The sequence below is a fragment of the Sphingomonas sp. genome, assembly GCF_965248875.1.
In the GTDB taxonomy this organism is placed as follows: Bacteria; Pseudomonadota; Alphaproteobacteria; order Sphingomonadales; family Sphingomonadaceae; genus Sphingomonas.
Genome location: NZ_CBDFKR010000011.1, coordinates 1,563,663 through 1,579,254, shown reverse-complemented (window position 1 = coordinate 1,579,254; position 15,592 = coordinate 1,563,663). Strand labels below are relative to the sequence as shown.

General features: G+C 65.0%; 17 protein-coding genes and 1 pseudogene. 8 read left to right on the top strand and 10 right to left on the bottom strand.

The window, feature by feature from the left end:
- Positions 1-2: 2 nt before the first annotated feature.
- From ACP2AD_RS14915 to ACP2AD_RS14895, 5 genes are read right to left on the bottom strand one after another with little or no spacing between them, the layout of a single operon-like run.
- Positions 3-374, bottom strand: a complete 372-nt coding sequence (locus ACP2AD_RS14915) for a sensory rhodopsin transducer (protein WP_425230830.1) — start codon at positions 372-374, stop codon at positions 3-5.
- On the bottom strand, positions 371-2,158 hold the full coding sequence (locus ACP2AD_RS14910) for a thiamine pyrophosphate-requiring protein (protein ID WP_425230829.1): 1,788 nt from the start codon (positions 2,156-2,158) through the stop codon (positions 371-373). Before ACP2AD_RS14910 ends, ACP2AD_RS14915 begins: the two co-directional genes overlap by 4 nt.
- Positions 2,155-3,381 carry an alpha-hydroxy acid oxidase gene (locus tag ACP2AD_RS14905; protein WP_425230828.1) on the bottom strand — a complete coding sequence of 409 codons (1,227 nt, stop codon included), beginning with the start codon at positions 3,379-3,381 and terminating at the stop codon, positions 2,155-2,157. The genes ACP2AD_RS14910 and ACP2AD_RS14905 overlap by 4 nt, the downstream gene beginning before the upstream one ends.
- On the bottom strand, positions 3,381-4,274 hold the full coding sequence (locus ACP2AD_RS14900; protein ID WP_425230827.1) for a hypothetical protein: 894 nt from the start codon (positions 4,272-4,274) through the stop codon (positions 3,381-3,383). Before ACP2AD_RS14900 ends, ACP2AD_RS14905 begins: the two co-directional genes overlap by 1 nt.
- Positions 4,275-4,277: 3 nt before the next feature.
- Positions 4,278-5,051 (bottom strand): SDR family NAD(P)-dependent oxidoreductase, encoded by a 774-nt coding sequence (locus ACP2AD_RS14895; protein ID WP_425230826.1) that lies wholly within the window; start codon positions 5,049-5,051, stop codon positions 4,278-4,280.
- A 307-nt stretch (positions 5,052-5,358) separates the two neighbouring features.
- On the opposite strand from ACP2AD_RS14895, the gene ACP2AD_RS14890 reads away from it, so the two are divergent.
- The 3 genes from ACP2AD_RS14890 to egtD all read left to right on the top strand — a co-directional run bounded on the left by ACP2AD_RS14890 (position 5,359) and on the right by egtD (position 7,387).
- Positions 5,359-5,811, top strand: coding sequence for a fasciclin domain-containing protein (locus ACP2AD_RS14890; protein ID WP_425230825.1), 453 nt, complete (start codon positions 5,359-5,361; stop codon positions 5,809-5,811).
- A gap of 14 nt (positions 5,812-5,825) precedes the next feature.
- Positions 5,826-6,323 (top strand): YkgB family protein, encoded by a 498-nt coding sequence (locus ACP2AD_RS14885; protein ID WP_425230824.1) that lies wholly within the window; start codon positions 5,826-5,828, stop codon positions 6,321-6,323.
- A gap of 74 nt (positions 6,324-6,397) precedes the next feature.
- Entirely contained in the window at positions 6,398-7,387 is a 990-nt protein-coding gene (egtD, locus tag ACP2AD_RS14880; RefSeq protein WP_425230823.1) for an L-histidine N(alpha)-methyltransferase, read from the top strand.
- Between the two features lie 181 nt (positions 7,388-7,568).
- Here the strand turns inward: egtD and ACP2AD_RS14875 are convergent, their stop codons facing one another.
- Genes ACP2AD_RS14875 through ACP2AD_RS14865 form a run of 3 tightly spaced genes read right to left on the bottom strand, consistent with a single transcriptional unit; the run spans position 7,569 to position 9,396 of the window.
- Positions 7,569-8,228 carry an HAD-IA family hydrolase gene (locus tag ACP2AD_RS14875; protein ID WP_425230822.1) on the bottom strand — a complete coding sequence of 220 codons (660 nt, stop codon included), beginning with the start codon at positions 8,226-8,228 and terminating at the stop codon, positions 7,569-7,571.
- A complete protein-coding gene (locus ACP2AD_RS14870; RefSeq protein ID WP_425230821.1) occupies positions 8,222-8,863 on the bottom strand; it encodes an NrsF family protein in 642 nt (213 codons plus the stop codon). The genes ACP2AD_RS14875 and ACP2AD_RS14870 overlap by 7 nt, the downstream gene beginning before the upstream one ends.
- The gene (locus ACP2AD_RS14865) at positions 8,860-9,396 is read right to left on the bottom strand and encodes a sigma-70 family RNA polymerase sigma factor (protein WP_425230820.1); all 537 of its coding nucleotides are present in this window, start codon (positions 9,394-9,396) and stop codon (positions 8,860-8,862) included. Before ACP2AD_RS14865 ends, ACP2AD_RS14870 begins: the two co-directional genes overlap by 4 nt.
- A 559-nt stretch (positions 9,397-9,955) precedes the next feature.
- On the opposite strand from ACP2AD_RS14865, the gene ACP2AD_RS14860 reads away from it, so the two are divergent.
- From ACP2AD_RS14860 to ACP2AD_RS14840, 5 genes and pseudogenes are all read left to right on the top strand, one after another.
- A complete protein-coding gene (locus tag ACP2AD_RS14860) occupies positions 9,956-10,678 on the top strand; it encodes a DUF1223 domain-containing protein (RefSeq protein ID WP_425231184.1) in 723 nt (240 codons plus the stop codon).
- Between the two features lie 71 nt (positions 10,679-10,749).
- Positions 10,750-11,004 carry a hypothetical protein gene (locus tag ACP2AD_RS14855; RefSeq protein WP_425230819.1) on the top strand — a complete coding sequence of 85 codons (255 nt, stop codon included), beginning with the start codon at positions 10,750-10,752 and terminating at the stop codon, positions 11,002-11,004.
- 73 nt (positions 11,005-11,077) lie between these two features.
- Complete coding sequence (locus tag ACP2AD_RS14850; RefSeq protein WP_425230818.1) at positions 11,078-11,911, top strand: cytochrome b/b6 domain-containing protein; 834 nt, start codon at positions 11,078-11,080, stop codon at positions 11,909-11,911.
- Positions 11,908-12,669 carry a molybdopterin-binding protein gene (locus tag ACP2AD_RS14845; protein ID WP_425230817.1) on the top strand — a complete coding sequence of 254 codons (762 nt, stop codon included), beginning with the start codon at positions 11,908-11,910 and terminating at the stop codon, positions 12,667-12,669. The genes ACP2AD_RS14850 and ACP2AD_RS14845 overlap by 4 nt, the downstream gene beginning before the upstream one ends.
- A gap of 269 nt (positions 12,670-12,938) precedes the next feature.
- Positions 12,939-13,561 (top strand): annotated as a pseudogene (locus ACP2AD_RS14840) (tyrosine-type recombinase/integrase).
- A 268-nt stretch (positions 13,562-13,829) separates the two neighbouring features.
- On the opposite strand, the gene ACP2AD_RS14835 reads toward ACP2AD_RS14840, so the two are convergent.
- Both ACP2AD_RS14835 and ACP2AD_RS14830 read right to left on the bottom strand, forming a co-directional pair.
- Positions 13,830-15,062, bottom strand: coding sequence for an NAD(P)/FAD-dependent oxidoreductase (locus ACP2AD_RS14835; protein WP_425231183.1), 1,233 nt, complete (start codon positions 15,060-15,062; stop codon positions 13,830-13,832).
- Between the two features lie 83 nt (positions 15,063-15,145).
- Positions 15,146-15,589: a hotdog fold thioesterase gene (locus tag ACP2AD_RS14830; protein WP_425230816.1), complete on the bottom strand. Its 444-nt coding sequence runs from the start codon at positions 15,587-15,589 to the stop codon at positions 15,146-15,148.
- Positions 15,590-15,592: the final 3 nt, after the last annotated feature.

Below are 15,592 nucleotides of genomic sequence, written 5' to 3'. Positions count from 1 at the left end.
CGTCAGCCGGAGAATGCCATCGTCGACATCAAGGCGAATTGTGCCTGCCGCGAGTCCAGGCGAGTGTGCTGGACCACGATGGGAACGGTCGACGTGATTATCGACGCATAATCGGTATCGCGCGGCACCGGCGCGGGGTCGGTCAGCTCATTAAACCGCTGGTGGAAGGTCCGCCGCGCGGGGACGGTCAAACGATACGGTCCGACAGGCTCGCGATCGACGAAATAGAGCATGATCTCGATCTGGGCGTCAAGTTCGCCGGCGTTGAGGATGCAGGCCGCCTCGTGGCTCAGCAGCGGCCGGTGCGCGCCGGGCACACTTTCGCTCGGAATGAAGCCCTCGGGGATCGCCCATTCGGTCCGACCGATCGTCATTTCTGCACCGGCAGAAGATTGGCGAGCACTTGGCGTGCCGCGCCGACGATCGCACCCGCCCCACAGGAATCGCCCTTCGCCGCGAAGCCGACGAAGCCTCGCGCCTGGTCGAAACCGATGTGCGGCGGCAGTGGCGGCACCTCCGGATCGGCTTTGACCTCGAGCACCACCGGTCGGTCGGCGGCGAGCGCGCGATCCCACGCGCTACCCAGTCCCTCGGGATCATCGACAAAGATGCCGATCAGCCCGATCAGCTCGGCGAACTTGTGGTACGGCACGTCGGGCAGCGACTGGCTGGCATCGTATTTCGGATTGCCCTCCATGATCCGCTGTTCCCAGGTGACCTGGTTCAAATCCTCGTTGTTGAGCACCATCACGATCAAGCGCGGGTCGGCCCAGCCTTGCCAGTATTTAGCTATAGTGACCAGCTCGGCCATGTTGTTCATCTGCATCGCGCCATCGCCCACCACCGCGATGACCGGCCGGGTGGGATGCGCGAACTTGGCGGCAATCGCGTATGGGACGGCGGCGCCCATCGAGGCGAGCCCGCCCGACAGCGACGCCATCATGCCGCGCCTGATCTCTAGGTCGCGCGCATACCAGTTGGCGCAGCTGCCGGAGTCGCTGGTCAGGATGACGTCGTCGGGCAGCCTGGGAGACAATTCGGTAAAGGCGCGCTGCGGGTTGACCGGCGTGGCCTTGGCCATGGCGCGATTCTTCAGCGTCTCGGTCCAGTCGTCCTTCCAGCTCGCGATCCCGTCGCGCCAGGCGGTATCGGCCTTCTGCTTCAGCAACGGCAGCAGCGCGCTGAGCGTCAGTGCCGCATCGCCCTCCAGATTCACTTCGGCCGGATAGCGGATCGAGAGCATTGCCGGATCGATATCTATCTGCACGCCCCGCGCCTGACCCTCCTCGGGGAGGAACTCGGCATAGGGAAAGCCCGAACCGACCATGAGCAAAGTGTCGCACGCCATCATCATCTCATAGCTCGGCCTGGTGCCGAGCATCCCGATCGAGCCGGTCACCCACGGCAGGGCGTCGGGCAGCACCTGCTTGCCGAGCAGCGCCTTGGCGCAGCCGGCGCCGAGCCGGTCGGCAACCGCGATCACCTCATCGACTGCCGCGCGCGCGCCGGCACCGACCAGGATCGCGACCTTCTTGCCTTCGTTGAGGACGGCAGCAGCACGGGCGAGATCGGCCGCGGTCGGGATCGTCTCGGGCGCGGTCCAGCCGACGCCGGAAAATACCGCGCCGTGGGTGCGCGGCGGCGCCTCCATCGGCAGGTCCTGCAGGTCGTTGGGAAAGATCAGCGCGGTCACCCGTTTGCGCGACATCGCGATCCTGACGGCCCGGTCGGTCAGGTGGCGGACCTGCGCGGGGACCATGGCGGTCTGCACGAAGTCGCTTGCGACGTCCTTGAACAGAGCGGCGAGATCGACCTCCTGCTGGTAATGCGCGCCCATCGCGGTGCGCGCCGCCTGCCCGACAACCGCGAGCACCGGCATATGATCGGCCTTCGCGTCGTACAGCCCGGTGACCAGATGCGCCGCGCCCGGCCCCGAGGTCGCCAGGCAGACGCCGAGCTCGCCGGTGAACTTGGAATGCGCCGAGGCCATGAACGCGGCCATTTCCTCGTGGCGGACCTGGATGAATTCAAATCGGTCGCCGGCGCGCTGGAGCGAGCCGAGCAGGCCGTTGATGCCGTCCCCGGGGTAGCCGAAGATGCGGCGGACACCCCATTGGTGAAGTCGGTCCCAGAAGAAGTCGGCGACAGTCTGGCTCATAGCGCCCTCATCGGTTCGAGCAGGTGCGGCCCCAGTTGATCGAGGCGCGAAATGCCCAGCAGGCCCATCGCGTCGCACAGTTCCTTGTGCAGTATCGCCAGCGCGCGCTCGACACCGTCCGCGCCGCCGGCGCACAGCCCGTAGAGCGGGGCGCGACCCGCCATCACCGCGTCGGCGCCGAGCGCAATCGCCTTCAAGACATCGGTGCCGCGGCGAATGCCGCCTGACAGCATCAGCGTCATCCGGTCGCCGACGATGTCACGCGCGCGGGGCAGGATGTCGAGCGGCGCGACCGCCCAGTCCATCTGCCTTCCGCCGTGGCTGCTGAGCACCAGGCCATCGACGCCCGCGGCGAGCGCCAGCTTCACGTCCTCGGGGTTGAGGATGCCCTTCAGCAGGAACTTGCCCGGCCAGCGCGCGCGGACCTTGGCGACGGTGTCCCACGACAGCGACTTTGGCATCTGCTCGCGGATCCAGAACGCGCTCTGGAAGAAACCGTGATGATCCTTCGGCACGAAACCGATGACGTTGACGAAGCTCGGCAGGCCGTGACCGAGCGTCGTGACCAGCCAGCGCGGATGCCCCGCCGCATTCGCGATTGTCGCCAGCGACGGCCGGGTCTCGCTCGCCCGCGTGCGCGCGTCCCATTCGCGATTGCCGAACACCTGCGAATTGCTGGTCAGGACCAGTGCCTCGCACCCCGCGGCCGCAGCGCGATCAACCAGCGCCTGCCAGATATGGTCGGGGCCGAAAACGTAAAGCTGGAACCAGTGACGCAGGCCCGCGACCGCGGCAACCTGCTCGATTGTGTCATTCGACATCGTGCTCTGGACGAACGGCACCCCCGCCCTCGCCGCGCCGATCGCGAGCGCGGTATCGGCCTTTTCCTGGAACACGCCGTTCAGGCCCGTCGGCGCGATGATCACCGGCATCGGCGCGGGTCGGTCGAGGATCGGCCGCGCGGGGGTGCGCTCACTCACGTCGACCAACGTCCGTGGCAGGAAGCGCCATTCGCCGAACGCTTCGCGCTCGCGCGCCAGCGTCGCCTCATCCTCCGACCCGGCTTCCAGATATTCCAGCGCGAAGCGCGGCATTCGCCGATGCGTCCGCGCGCGCAGGTCGTCGATGCCGAGCGCTCGATCGAGTTTGCCGCCCGTGTAGAACCGCCGCGTCGGGCTGCCGGCGAATTGGGCGAGCGGCGGCGGCGGAACAGGACCGGCCATCAGGTCCGCCGGATCAACGCACAGCGAAGATCCTGGTCCGACTGCGAGAAGTACAGCAAAATGCCTTCGTCGGTCTCGACCGCGGAGGCGGCGAAGGCGATGTCGGTGGCGCCATCGCCGACCGTGTCGGGGACGATGAGCGGGTCATCGCTGCGCGCTATCACCTTGGTATAATGCCGGTCGAACGCCGCCCACCCGACCCGCCACTGCGCATCCTGCGTCGCGCCGTTGTAGAACATGACGGGGCGATCGCCGCCGTCGCCAACGACCGGGCCGGCGCTCAGATGCCAGCAGTCCCAGCGGTCGGGCCGCGGAGCGAGCGGCGCATCGGCGGCGTCTTCCCAGTCGCCGTCGAGATCGCCGCTGTCCGACTGGCCGATCAGCGAGGCACCGTCGCGTGCATATTCGAAGTATAGCCGCCAACGATCCTTGCCGAGCGTCACTAGCGTTGCTTCCTTCGGATTGGCATAGCGCGGTGGTCGGGAGTCGATCATCACCCCCGCCTTGGCGAGCCTCGCGACGCCAGGGCCGCGGGCCAGCATCAGCCTGCCGGTCTCCTGCTTCTGGTTGAAACCGGTGTACCAGACGCGGACCAGGCCGTCGCGAACGTCGACGGTCGGATCCTCACATCCGTCGAGATCGGCAAGATCGGGGCCGGGGAAAATCACCGGTGCTTCGGCCATATCGAAGTGCCGACCGTCCCCCGACGTGCCGTACCAGATCTCCGCCATCTTGAGCCGCGGTTCGTCATCGCGGCGAGGAACCGCGCGGATCAGCAGGTGGAAGCCAGCGTCGTCACGCCAGACATAAGGGCTGAGCACATACATGTTGGCGAGCCGGTTGTGGCGCGTCATCGTCATCGGCGCGATCGACTCAACTTCGAACCCGTTCACCCGTCAGGCGCCCTGGCCGAGGTTCATCGACAGCGCGCCGTCGAGCGTGAACGTCGCCCCCGAGGCGTAGCTGCCGGCCGATGCGAGATACAGCGCAAGTTCGGCCACCTCCGTGGGCTCGGCGGCGCGCTTCATCGGAATGCTGGCGACTTGCTCCTTCAGCTTTTCGGGGTCGTCGATCGCCTCTTGGTTCATCGGGGTCAGCACCATGCCGGGCGCGAGATTGTTGACCGTGATGCCCTGCTCGGCGAGCTCGAGAGCGAGGCAGCGGGTCAGGTTCCGCAAGCCGCCCTTCGATGCGCAGTAATCGGCGGCGCCGGCACGCGGGATATCCTCGTGCACCGAGGTAACGTTGATGATCCTGCCCGGCTGATTGGCCGCGGCCAGTCCGCGGACGAACTCGCGGCACAGCAGGAACGGCCCGACGAGGTTGGTCCGCAGGACGTTCTCGAACTGCGAGAGTTCCATGTCTCCGACCGGGATCCCCGCCGCGTCAACGCCGGCCGCATTAACGAGGATCGTCGGTTCGCCAAGCTCACGGCGCGCCGTAGCGAAGGCCTGCTTCACCTCGTCCTCGTTGCGGACGTCTGCGCCGAGCGGCCTGGCGTGTCCGCCGCCGGCGGTGATCTCGTCGACGATCTGCTGCGCATGCTCCACATCGTCGTGGTGGATGATCATCACTGCGGCACCCTCGGCCGCGAACATCCTGGCGATCGCCTCCCCGATGCCGGAGCTAGCCCCGGTTACGAGAGCCACCGTGCCGTCGAGCTTTGCCATTGTTTCAAATCCTTATCAATATTCTTGACGGTCAAGGCCCTATGTAAGGCCCACCAACGATATGGCAGCAACGACCATCGTGTCGTGATTGTGCCACGCTGAACTTGCTCTGACTTGCGCAAAATTGAGCATTCTTGCGATTAAGCAGCAAACAACGCTCACGGCGACTGAAAGTCTGGACCGGATGCTGACCTGTATTGTTTCCGAGGTCACCAACTAGAGCCCGACAAGGAGAAGCATCTTGAGATCGACGACGAGAACGGTGCTGTGGAGTGTTTTGGCACTTGCGACGGTACCAGCGGCCGTCATGGCGGCCGACATCGTGGGAACCGCGAAAGCGGACGGACATTTCACCATGCTGCTGAAAGCCGGAACGGCGGCGGGCGTCGCGCCCTGGCTGCAATCGCCAGGCCCGATCACCGTGTTTGCACCGAACGACGATGCGTTCGCCAAGGTGCCGAAAGCGATGCTCGACGAGCTGATGAGGCCCGCCAACGTGAACAAGCTCAGGCTGACGATGGGCAATCACGCCGTCGCCGGGCTGGTTACCGTAGCCGACATCGATCATGGCCTTGCAATGGCGCCCGCCGTCGCGGTGCCGGCGATGAACGGCAACGCGCTGGTCATCAAGCGCGAGGGCGGCGTGCTGACTGTCAACGGGGCCCGCGTCGTCAAGGGTCCGATGCGGGTGGACAACGGTATGGTGTACGTCATCGATACCGTGCTCGTGCCGCCGATGCCCATCCAGCCGCGTCTTTAAACGGGAGCGCCATCATGACCACCGAAACCCGCACCTTGCGCGCGGAGCGCGCCTATGACCGCTACACCACCCCCTCCGCCGGCGCCCTGCTCGTCACCTATGCGCTCGCGTTGATCTTCGTCTGGTTCGGATGCCTGAAGTTCACGCAATACGAGGCCGGCGGCATCGCCCCGCTGGTGATGAACAGCCCGCTCGTCGCGTGGTGGCACGACCTGTTCGGGATCGCGGGCACGTCACGTATGCTGGGCATCTACGAGATCTTGACCGGCCTGCTGATCGCGACACGCCCCTTCCAGCCCCGCCTCGCGGCGATCGGCGGCGCGATGGCGACGATCTGCTTCCTCGTCACCGTTACCTTTCTGTTCAGCACGCCGACCACGGTGCAGCCGGGCTTCGACACGCCGTTCGCGTTGTCGGCCTTTCCGGGCCAATTCCTGCTCAAGGACGTGGTCTTGTTGGCCGTGTCGATCTGGATCCTATTCGCGGCGCGCGCCGAAGCGCGCGACCGCTAAGAACCCATTGCAATCTGCCGGCCGGCCTCCCTCCCTCTAGCTGGTCGGCAGACCCGCGCTGAAAGTCTCGAGTCATGCCTGTATCCGTCGCTGCATGCCGAACGATCGACACTGACATCCGGGCTGACATTTCCGCCTTCAGCGACGATTGTATCGCTGGGCTGTCGCGCACGCCGAAGTCGTTGCCCTGCATATGGCTGTACGACGACGCCGGTTCACAGTTGTTCGACCGTATCACGGCTCTTGCAGAATATTATCCGAGCCGAACCGAGGAGACGCTGCTCCGCGAAGCATCGCTTCCGGTCGCTCGGGCGCTGGGCGGCCTCAGGTCGCTGGTCGAGTTCGGTAGTGGTGCGAGCCGGAAAACCAGGCTGCTGCTTGCCGCCGCTACTACAATCGAAACCTACGTGCCGATCGATATCAGCGCGACCGAGCTCGACAGAGCGCAGACCTCGCTACGCGCGGACTTTCCTAGGCTCGCCATCGTTCCGATCTGCGCCGACTTCACCGCCCCGGACTCGCTCGATCTGCGCAGCTTGCGCGGGCCGGTGCTGGCCTTCTTTCCCGGCTCGACGCTCGCGAACATGGCGCCGCCGCAGGCGATCGCCTTTCTCGGCGCGCTTCGCCGGAACATCGACCTCGAGACCAGGCTGCTCGTGGGCGTTGACGTGGTCAAGGACGAGAGCGTGTTGTGCGCGGCTTATGACGATGCCGAGGGCGTGACTGCCGCCTTCAACCTCAATCTGCTGACAAGGATGACGCGCGAATTGGGTGCCAGCATCGACGTGACCGCGTTCCGGCATCGCGCGATCTGGAATGCCGAAGAGCACCGCATCGAAATGCATCTGGAAGCGACGTCGCGACAGGAAATCTCGGTCGGCGACGAGCGCTTCGTGATCGAGGCCGGCGAGACCATCCACACGGAGAGTTCCTACAAGTTCTCGGTGGAACGCTGGCAAGGCATATTCGCCGCGGCAGGTTGGCAGATCGAGGCCAAATGGCTCAGTCCGGCTCCGCAGTTCCTGCTGGCGCTGCTGGCTACCGGTGCTGATGAGATCGCGTGAACCGGGAGCAGTGGCCACGCCCAATCGCCTTCACGCAGTGACGGGTAAATCCGGGCGACTGGTTCGTGGACGGTCCGGCACCGAGATCATGCACCACTGCTTTGATGCGTCGTACCGGCATTCGGAGGCGATCGGGGCAGCGGCGCTCGACAAGTGACGGTCGTCTCCAGGCAACACCGGCTTAGGTGTTGAGCAGCGCAAGCAGCTCCGGTAAGGCCCGGATCGTGGTAACGCCATCGGCTGCCGCGGATCGCCCGATCGGATCGTAGCGCACGACGCTCATGCCTGCGGCCAGCGCGGCTGAGATGCCAACGTCGCTGTCCTCGACTACCAAACAAGCGTCGGGCGCGAACCCCATCCGGTCCGCCGCGTGCAGGAACAGACCAGGATCGGGCTTCCAGGAATTGATGTCGTACGAGCTGTAAAGTCGGCCGCCAAAGAACCCGCTAAGGCCGGTCAGCGACAGTGACCGACGAATCTTGGCCATCGGCCCACTGGATGCGATACCTTGCGGCAGCCGCAGCGCCGACAGCATGTCCGCCGCACCGGGCATCTGCTTCAGCTGGGTCGCGAACAGGTCATCGACCCGGCCACGGTAGAGCTCCTCGAAATTCGCGGGCAACGATCGCTTTAGGCGCTGCTCGATATCGGCGAGTACGAAAGCCATCTGGCGGCCGCGATAGCGAGCGACCAATGCGTCCTCATCGTCGTGGAGATCGGGCAGAAGGTCGAGCAATGCGCGGCTGGTCACCGGTTCACTGTCGACGAGCGTGCCGTCGAGGTCGAAGATGACGCAGCGAACTCCCTTCAGATCAATAGCCTCCCGCGGCGCCTTCACCACCGCAGCAGTCGTGGCCCCAGGATCGCGCCTGCGCCGGCCGCGAAACCAATGCCGAGCGTGTACCAGGTGAGCACGAAGATCGCCGACACTTCGGGGCAATGCAGGCAGTAGAGGGTCGCTGCCCAGGCACCCGACGTCAGGCCTGCCGCCGCACCTGCGGCACGTAGCCGGGTTGGTGCCATTCGGCGAAACGACCAGAGCAGGCCGACGAATATCGGGCCCGACAGCGCCAGTACCAACCAAGGACACTTCTTCCACGTCTTGCCGAGCCACATCGCCAGCCAGTCGCCGGCTGGCGTGGACGCCATCTCGACCGCGCCCAGCATCGCGAGCAGTACGAACGGGATCGCCACGGGCCAGAAGCGCCGCAGGCTCACCGGTTCGGGACGCGCAAGACGGGTCACCATCGCGCTGGCGCCGACACCGAGCGAGATCGTGTAGGTCCACTTCATCCAGAACGAGAAGCCGTGCATCGCCTTGCTCAGGTCTGGCCGCAGCCCGAGCGAGAAGGCAACCAACAGCAGCGTGACAACCGCGCCCCCGCCAGCGCCGACGAGCAGCCGGCGTCCTACCGCATTGCGCGGCACAGGCTCCACGCTGGCAGCGAGTGCTTCGATGAGGGTTTCGGTCTTCACCGCCGTTCACCTCGGACCCGTGCCGCCAGCGCCTTCAGCCCGCGATGAACCGATACCTTAAGGTTCGATTCGCCCACCCCTGCGTCCCGCGCCGCTTCCGACGTACTCAACCCGTCGATCTTGGTGCGGCGGATGGCCCGCGCCTGCAGCGGCGGCAATGTGTCCAGCAAGTGCCCAACGTCCATCCGCGCATTACTCGAGTCTTCGAAGCCCTCGACGGCGAGGATCTGGTCCAGTCCCTCCATCGTAACGAAGTGCCGCCCCTTGCGGAAATGATCGATCATCTTGTGCCGCGCGATCGCGAACAGCCAAGCCGTGAAGTGGCGATCCCGATCATATGTAGCTCTGCGGGTGTGAACGGCGATAAGCGTTTCCTGCACGAGGTCCTCGATATCGCTCCCGTCGCCCATGCGACGACCGTAGAAGGCCCGCAGGATAGGCGCGAGCGTGCCCAGCAACGTCGCATGCGCGTCCGCGTCCCCGTCGAGGCCGCCGACCATCCATGCCTTGAGCTGGTCTTCACTCGCCCGCATCATGCTCCACTAGTCATTCGCGCCAGGTGCTGGATCGGTTACGCGACGCTGGTGTAACGACTCCACGGCCGGCGTCGAATGATCGTTCATGGCTTGCGCTCTTCTCCGCCTTTGCCGCCGCAATGTTGGTCTTTGATGACCGTCCCCCGCGCGACGCGGCGAACCCCCCGCACCATCGAGCATGGAAGGCCGGCGCCATGATCGCGCGGGGCGATTGATCCTCCCGCGGGTCTAGCGAGGACCGGATCTTCCTCAGCCGGCCTCAACATGCACCAACGCGACGCCCGCGCGATGCGACCGGGCGTGTCGTTCTCGCGTTTTTGGCAGGAATGCACCCGCTTCAGCAGGATAGGTAGGCGTCGAGATTGGCGGGACCAGGCACGCCGGCGTAGCTAATGTGGGACGGCGGTCCGCAGGCGCGATTTCGTACATCCTCCGTCAGATGTAACCAGATGGCGTTCCGAGCCGAAGAAACTCTGACCTGACCGATAGCGATCGACCCAGCGTCTGCCGAAGGAACCAGTCGATGCCAGACAGACATTTCTTATTAAAATCAGCGTTGATCGGCTGCGCGGTTTCGCTCGCCGGCTGCGGCGCTTCGCAGGCGGCGGAAACCGCGGGCTCGCCTGCACCAGCACCATCTGCTGCGCCGGCGACCAGCGCACATCCGGTCGTCGTGGAGCTGTTTCAAAGTCAGGGCTGCTCGTCATGCCCGCCGGCGAACACTAATGTGAACGCCATCGCCGATCGTCCGGATGTGCTCGCCCTGTCGTTTGCCGTGACGTATTGGGACCAGCTCGGCTGGAAGGACACTTTCGGATCGCCGCGTTGGACCGCGCGACAATGGGACTATGCGCATCATGGCGGGCGTGCGCAGGTATCGACTCCGCAGGTAATCGTGAACGGCAGCACGGCGATCGTCGGCAGCAATCGCCAGCAACTTGATGCCACCATCGCCAGAGCTGGACCGGCGCGCGGTGGACCCGCGCTTGCAAGGGTCGGCACGACCTTGCGGGTCGGTGCAGGAGCCGCCGGTGCCCAGTCCGCGGTGTGGCTGGTTCGGTACGATCCGCGCGTTCGCCAAGTGCCCATCCGCGCCGGCGAGAACGGCGGCCGCACCCTGCCGCACCGCGATATCGTACGGGAGATCGTCAACCTCGGCGCTTGGACCGGGCCTGCCGCGACCTTCGCGATTCCGATCGGCGGGGAGACGGGGCTGGCGTCTGCGGTCCTGGTCCAGCGCGGTATTGGCGGCCCGATCACCGCCGCCCTCAAGCTCTAGCAGATCCAACGCGCCGGTGACGTCACGGCGTGTTGCTTACCCCGATTGACGCCGCACGAAGGAGACGAACCATGCGAATGTTGACCCTGATCGCGATGTCGGCCATGCCGCTCGCCGGCGCCGCACCTGCCTTTGCGCAGGATGCGATGATGAACCATTCGACGCCCGCTGGCTCGATGATGCGCATGTCGGCCGCTGACCAGCGCCGGATGCGGGCGTGCAACGCCATGCCTCATGCCAGGATGATGCGGAACGCGCGCTGCGCGAAGATGATGAAGATGCATCCCGATATGATGCGCCATGGCGCGATGAACTCGGGCGGCTGAGCCGCTGGACGGATGCGGAGCCGTCGCGTTTCGCATCCGCTCTTCCGATCGGTTCGGGCAAGGAGATATGACCATGTCGGTGCTACCCGATCCGCAGGACGATAACGATCTCGTATATCGGCAACGTCGCCCCGTGCGTCTCTGGCACTGGCTGAATGCTTTTGCGGTGGTCGTGATGCTGATGAGCGGGTTGATGATCTTCAACGCGCATCCGCGCCTCTACTGGGGCCAATATGGCGCCAACCGGGAAGCGCCGTGGCTGGAGATTGGCAGTACCGATACCGCCGGCTTCCTCCGCCTCGGGCCGGTGACGATCCCGACAACAGGCGTGCTCGGTCTGTCTGGCGGCGAGGCCCGTGCCTTTCCGGCGCTGGTGACGATCCCGTCGGGCTACGATCTCGCTGCGGCACGGCAATGGCATTTCGCCTTCGCGTGGCTGCTCGTCGTGCCGGGCATCGCATTCTGGCTGTGGGGCTTCGCCGTCCGCCACGTCCAGCGCGACCTCGCGCCGACACGCGCCGAGCTGGCTCCACGCAACCTGTGGCAGGACATCAAAGACCATGCGCGGCTGCGCTTCCACACCGGTGAAGCCGCGCGCCGCTATAATATCCTCCAGAAGCTCAGCTATGTCGGGGTGATCTTCGGCCTGCTTCCGGCGATGGTGCTGACCGGCCTGACGATGTCGCCCGGAATCGACGCCGCGTGGCCGTGGCTGCTCGACCTGTTCGGAGGCCGCCAGTCGGCGCGCTCGATCCATTTTATCTGCGCGAGTGCGCTCGTCGGCTTCATCGTGGTCCACCTCGCCATGGTGCTGCTGGCCGGGCCGCTGAACGAAGTCCGCTCGATCATCACCGGTTGGTACCGCCTGCCGAGAGACGAGGCACCGCGGGTGGAAGAAGCGGCGTGACGATCTTGACCCGCCGCAGACTCATCGCCTCGCTCGGCGCGGGTGCCGGCGGCCTGCTGTTGTCAGGCTGCGACCGTATCGTGGCCTCGCCGAGCGTGAAGCGCGTGCTTGGTGCCGGCGAAGGGCTGACGCGGCGCGCTCAGCGCGTCGTGCTCGACCGCACAGCCTTGGCGCGCGAGTTCGCGGCATCGGACATGTCGCCTCTCTTCCGGACTAACGGGAACACGATGCCGGCGGACGAAGGCTACCAGGCCCATGCGGCGGCGCGCTTCCGGGACTGGCGGCTGACGATCGGAGGGCTGGTCCGGCGACCCCAATCGCTGTCTATGGCGCAGATCCGGGCGATGCCGGCGCGCACGCAGATCACCCGGCACGACTGCGTTGAGGGATGGAGCGCGATTGGCAGGTGGACCGGCCTGCCGCTTAAGCTGGCGCTCGACGCGGCCGGCGTCCTGCCCAGTGCGCGGTACGTGGTGTTCCATTGCGCCGACGATTTTGATGGCGATGCGTATTACGAGAGCATCGACCTGATCGACGCCTATCATCCGCAGACGATCCTCGCCTGGGGCATGAACGATCAACTGCTCAGCATAGGGCATGGCGCTCCGCTACGGCTTCGGGTCGAACGGCAGCTCGGTTATAAGCAGGCGAAATACATCATGCGGATCGAGGTGATCGATGACTTGGCGCGAGTTGGTGGTGGGAGGGGTGGCTATTGGGAAGACACAGCCGATTACCAGTGGTATGCTGGCATTTAGCTTCTCGAAAATAGCTCAGAGCGACCTACCGCTGCGGCGAGCGACATCTTGACCGGCCGCGTGATTCAGTAAAGCTCCCGGCGCGTGAATAGATGGCAGCGACGGGATAGACTTCGACCAATCTGGACGCCACGAGATGACCCTTAGATGCCAAGGACAAGAACCTTCAGTCGTCTTGCTGAAGTCACTGCAAACCACAGAGTGGAACCGCTGTTTTTACCGTCCACAGCTAAACCCAGAAGGCCGAACCTGCTTCAAGGAGGTGAGCTATGGGGCACTCCTCGCTCGATCCAGCTTTCGAAGAATGTCGGCCATGGAACGAGGGGCGTCTACTCGGAGCCAAGCGCGCGCTCAAGCAGCGGCAGGTCTGGGCTATTCGCTTCTGGCTCGACCAGCATAGGCGCCTGCGCGACAGGGCCCTCTTCGACTTTGCAATTGACAGTAAGCTGCGCGGTTGTGACGTGGTTAAGGTGCGGATCGGCGGTGTCGGGTCAGGCGGACGTGTCCGCGATCGCGCCATTGCCGTTCGACAAAGACCAAACGGCCGGTCCAGTTCGAGCTGATGGACACCGGCCCGAAAGACCATGCGTGCATGGCTGGAGCGCAGAGGCGGCACAGTTGGCGACTACGTCTTTCGAGCAGAACGATTACATGGGCCATATGAGTAGCGGCAGTGCGCTCGATTGGTTCACGAGTGGGTGGTCGGCATGGTCTTCAGGGGCAGTAGTACGGAACGCACTCGCTTCGGCGCACCAAAGCGTCCATCATCTACGAGACAACCGGCAACTTGCGCGCCGTCCAGATCCTGCTCGGGCACGTCGAGAGCACCGTTCGGTATTTTGGGCTCTATGTAGAAGATGCCTTGGAGCTGTCGGAGCGCACTGGTGTCTGAGCTGACCCACATCCAGACACTCTGGGCTCGGTTCGCCTACCCCACAACCGGACATCGGTTCATGTATTCTTTCAGCACCTGATTGACTGTCAGCTGCGTACGGAGATGAGGATCGCGCAAATTCCGATCGGGCGTTATCGACGAAGTGGCCCAACGATCGCCTTCCGGCCTAGAAGAAGTAGTTGGCGCACGATTTGAGCTGTTTGGAACGTTTTCTGCGGCCTTGGTTCTGCTTAGGGAGTGGCACCCTCCCGAATGCGCGATGGTTTCACATTAGCTCGCTGAGCTGCACCTTAGCATCGGCCAGCCGCGACCTGGCGACTATCGCGCCAGCCTCTACCAGCTTGCGACCCTGCACGTAGTCCCTAACCGCATTTACGCAGTCGATCGCGATCACGTGGCCGTTGTTCAGGTAGACGATCGAGAAGCTCCGGGTCGCCGGGTCGTGACGAACCACGCTGTCGTCAAACCCAGTCGACAGTCCGACGGTCTGCAGCTTGAGATCGTACTGGTTGCTCCAAAACCATGGCACCGCCTCGTAGCTGGCGGGCAGGCCGGCAATGGTCTTGGCGACAACGGTGGCTTGGTCGTTGGCGTTCTGCACAGACTCGATTCGGACTGCGGCACCAGACGCGAAGCGGTTCGGGTGTAGCGCGCAGTCTCCGATCGCGAAGATGTCGGGCAGGCTGGTGCGTCCCTGCGCGTCGACGGCCACCCCGCCGGGTGGCCCATCCGGACCCTCAGCGCCCGCGGCGCGCAGCGGCGCGACCGCCGGGACGATGCCGATCCCGACCACGACGATGTCTCCCGGCACCACTTCACCATCGTGCAGCCGCACCCCGGTGACGCGGTCTTGGCCCAAGATGCAGTCTACGCTGGTGCCCAGGCGCACATCGACGCCGCGCGCACGGTGCTCGGCTTCGAAGAAGCGCGACAATGGCTCACCGGCTACGCGGGCCAGCACGCGGTCCAGCGCCTCAATCAGCACTACACGCTTCCCGAACTTCGTCAGCACCGCGGCGGCCTCGAGCCCGATGTAGCCGCCGCCGATCACCACCGCCCTTTCGGTGCGGTCCAGCTCGCTCCTCATCCGGTCTACATCAGCACGCGTCCGCACGGTATGCACGCCAACCAGATCGTGCCCCGCGCACGATAATCGTCGTGGCGAGCCGCCGGTCGCCCACACCAGCCGCCCGTAACCCACCGTCGCGCCGCTGTGGGTCTTCACCTCATGCGCAACTGGATCGACCGCATTAACGCGTTCCCCCAGTCGCATCGTTACGTCGCGATCGCGCCAGAACCTCTCGGGTCGGATAAGTATGCGTTCAAACGCCTTGTCGCCCGCCAGGTATTCCTTCGACAGCGGGGGGCGTTCATATGGCAGCTCGGGCTCGTCGCCGATGAGCGCCACGCTTCCCGGGAAGCCAGCCTGGCGCAGTGCGATTGCAACCTGCGCGCCGCCATGTCCGGCGCCCGCGATCACCACGTCATAGCTGCTCATGGCAGGAGTCTCCCCAGAGGCCCGGTCGCGCCGCGCCTGAAGCTTCGGCAGCCCGAGGATGGCTGACGGATCGGCGGTCGCGCTCATCCGCGCTCCACCGGGATAATCGCCATAGTAAGTCGCGAGATGCAGACGAGCTTCTGGAACTCGTCCACAATGCGGATGCTCCAGATCTGGGTAGTGCGCCCTAGCGCCTCCGGAGTTGCCGTGGCGGTAACGAGGCCCTTCCTGACGGGACGCGCATGGTTGGCGTTGATTTCAAGGCCGACGGCGACCTGCCGTGACGGGTCGAGCGTCAGATTGGCTGCCATCGACCCGACCGTCTCCGCCAGTGCGACCGAGGCACCGCCGTGTAGGCGCCCGTGGGGCTGAAGCGTGCGGGAGTCGACCGGCATGGTGGCTCGCAGGAACTCCGGCCCGACTTCCGTCACGGTGATCCCAAGGTGCCCTCCGAGCGACCCTTCCTGCAGAAGGGTCAGGCTCGCCGGATCCAGGTCCGGCCGCCGCCAGATGCTCCCGTCGGACACGCC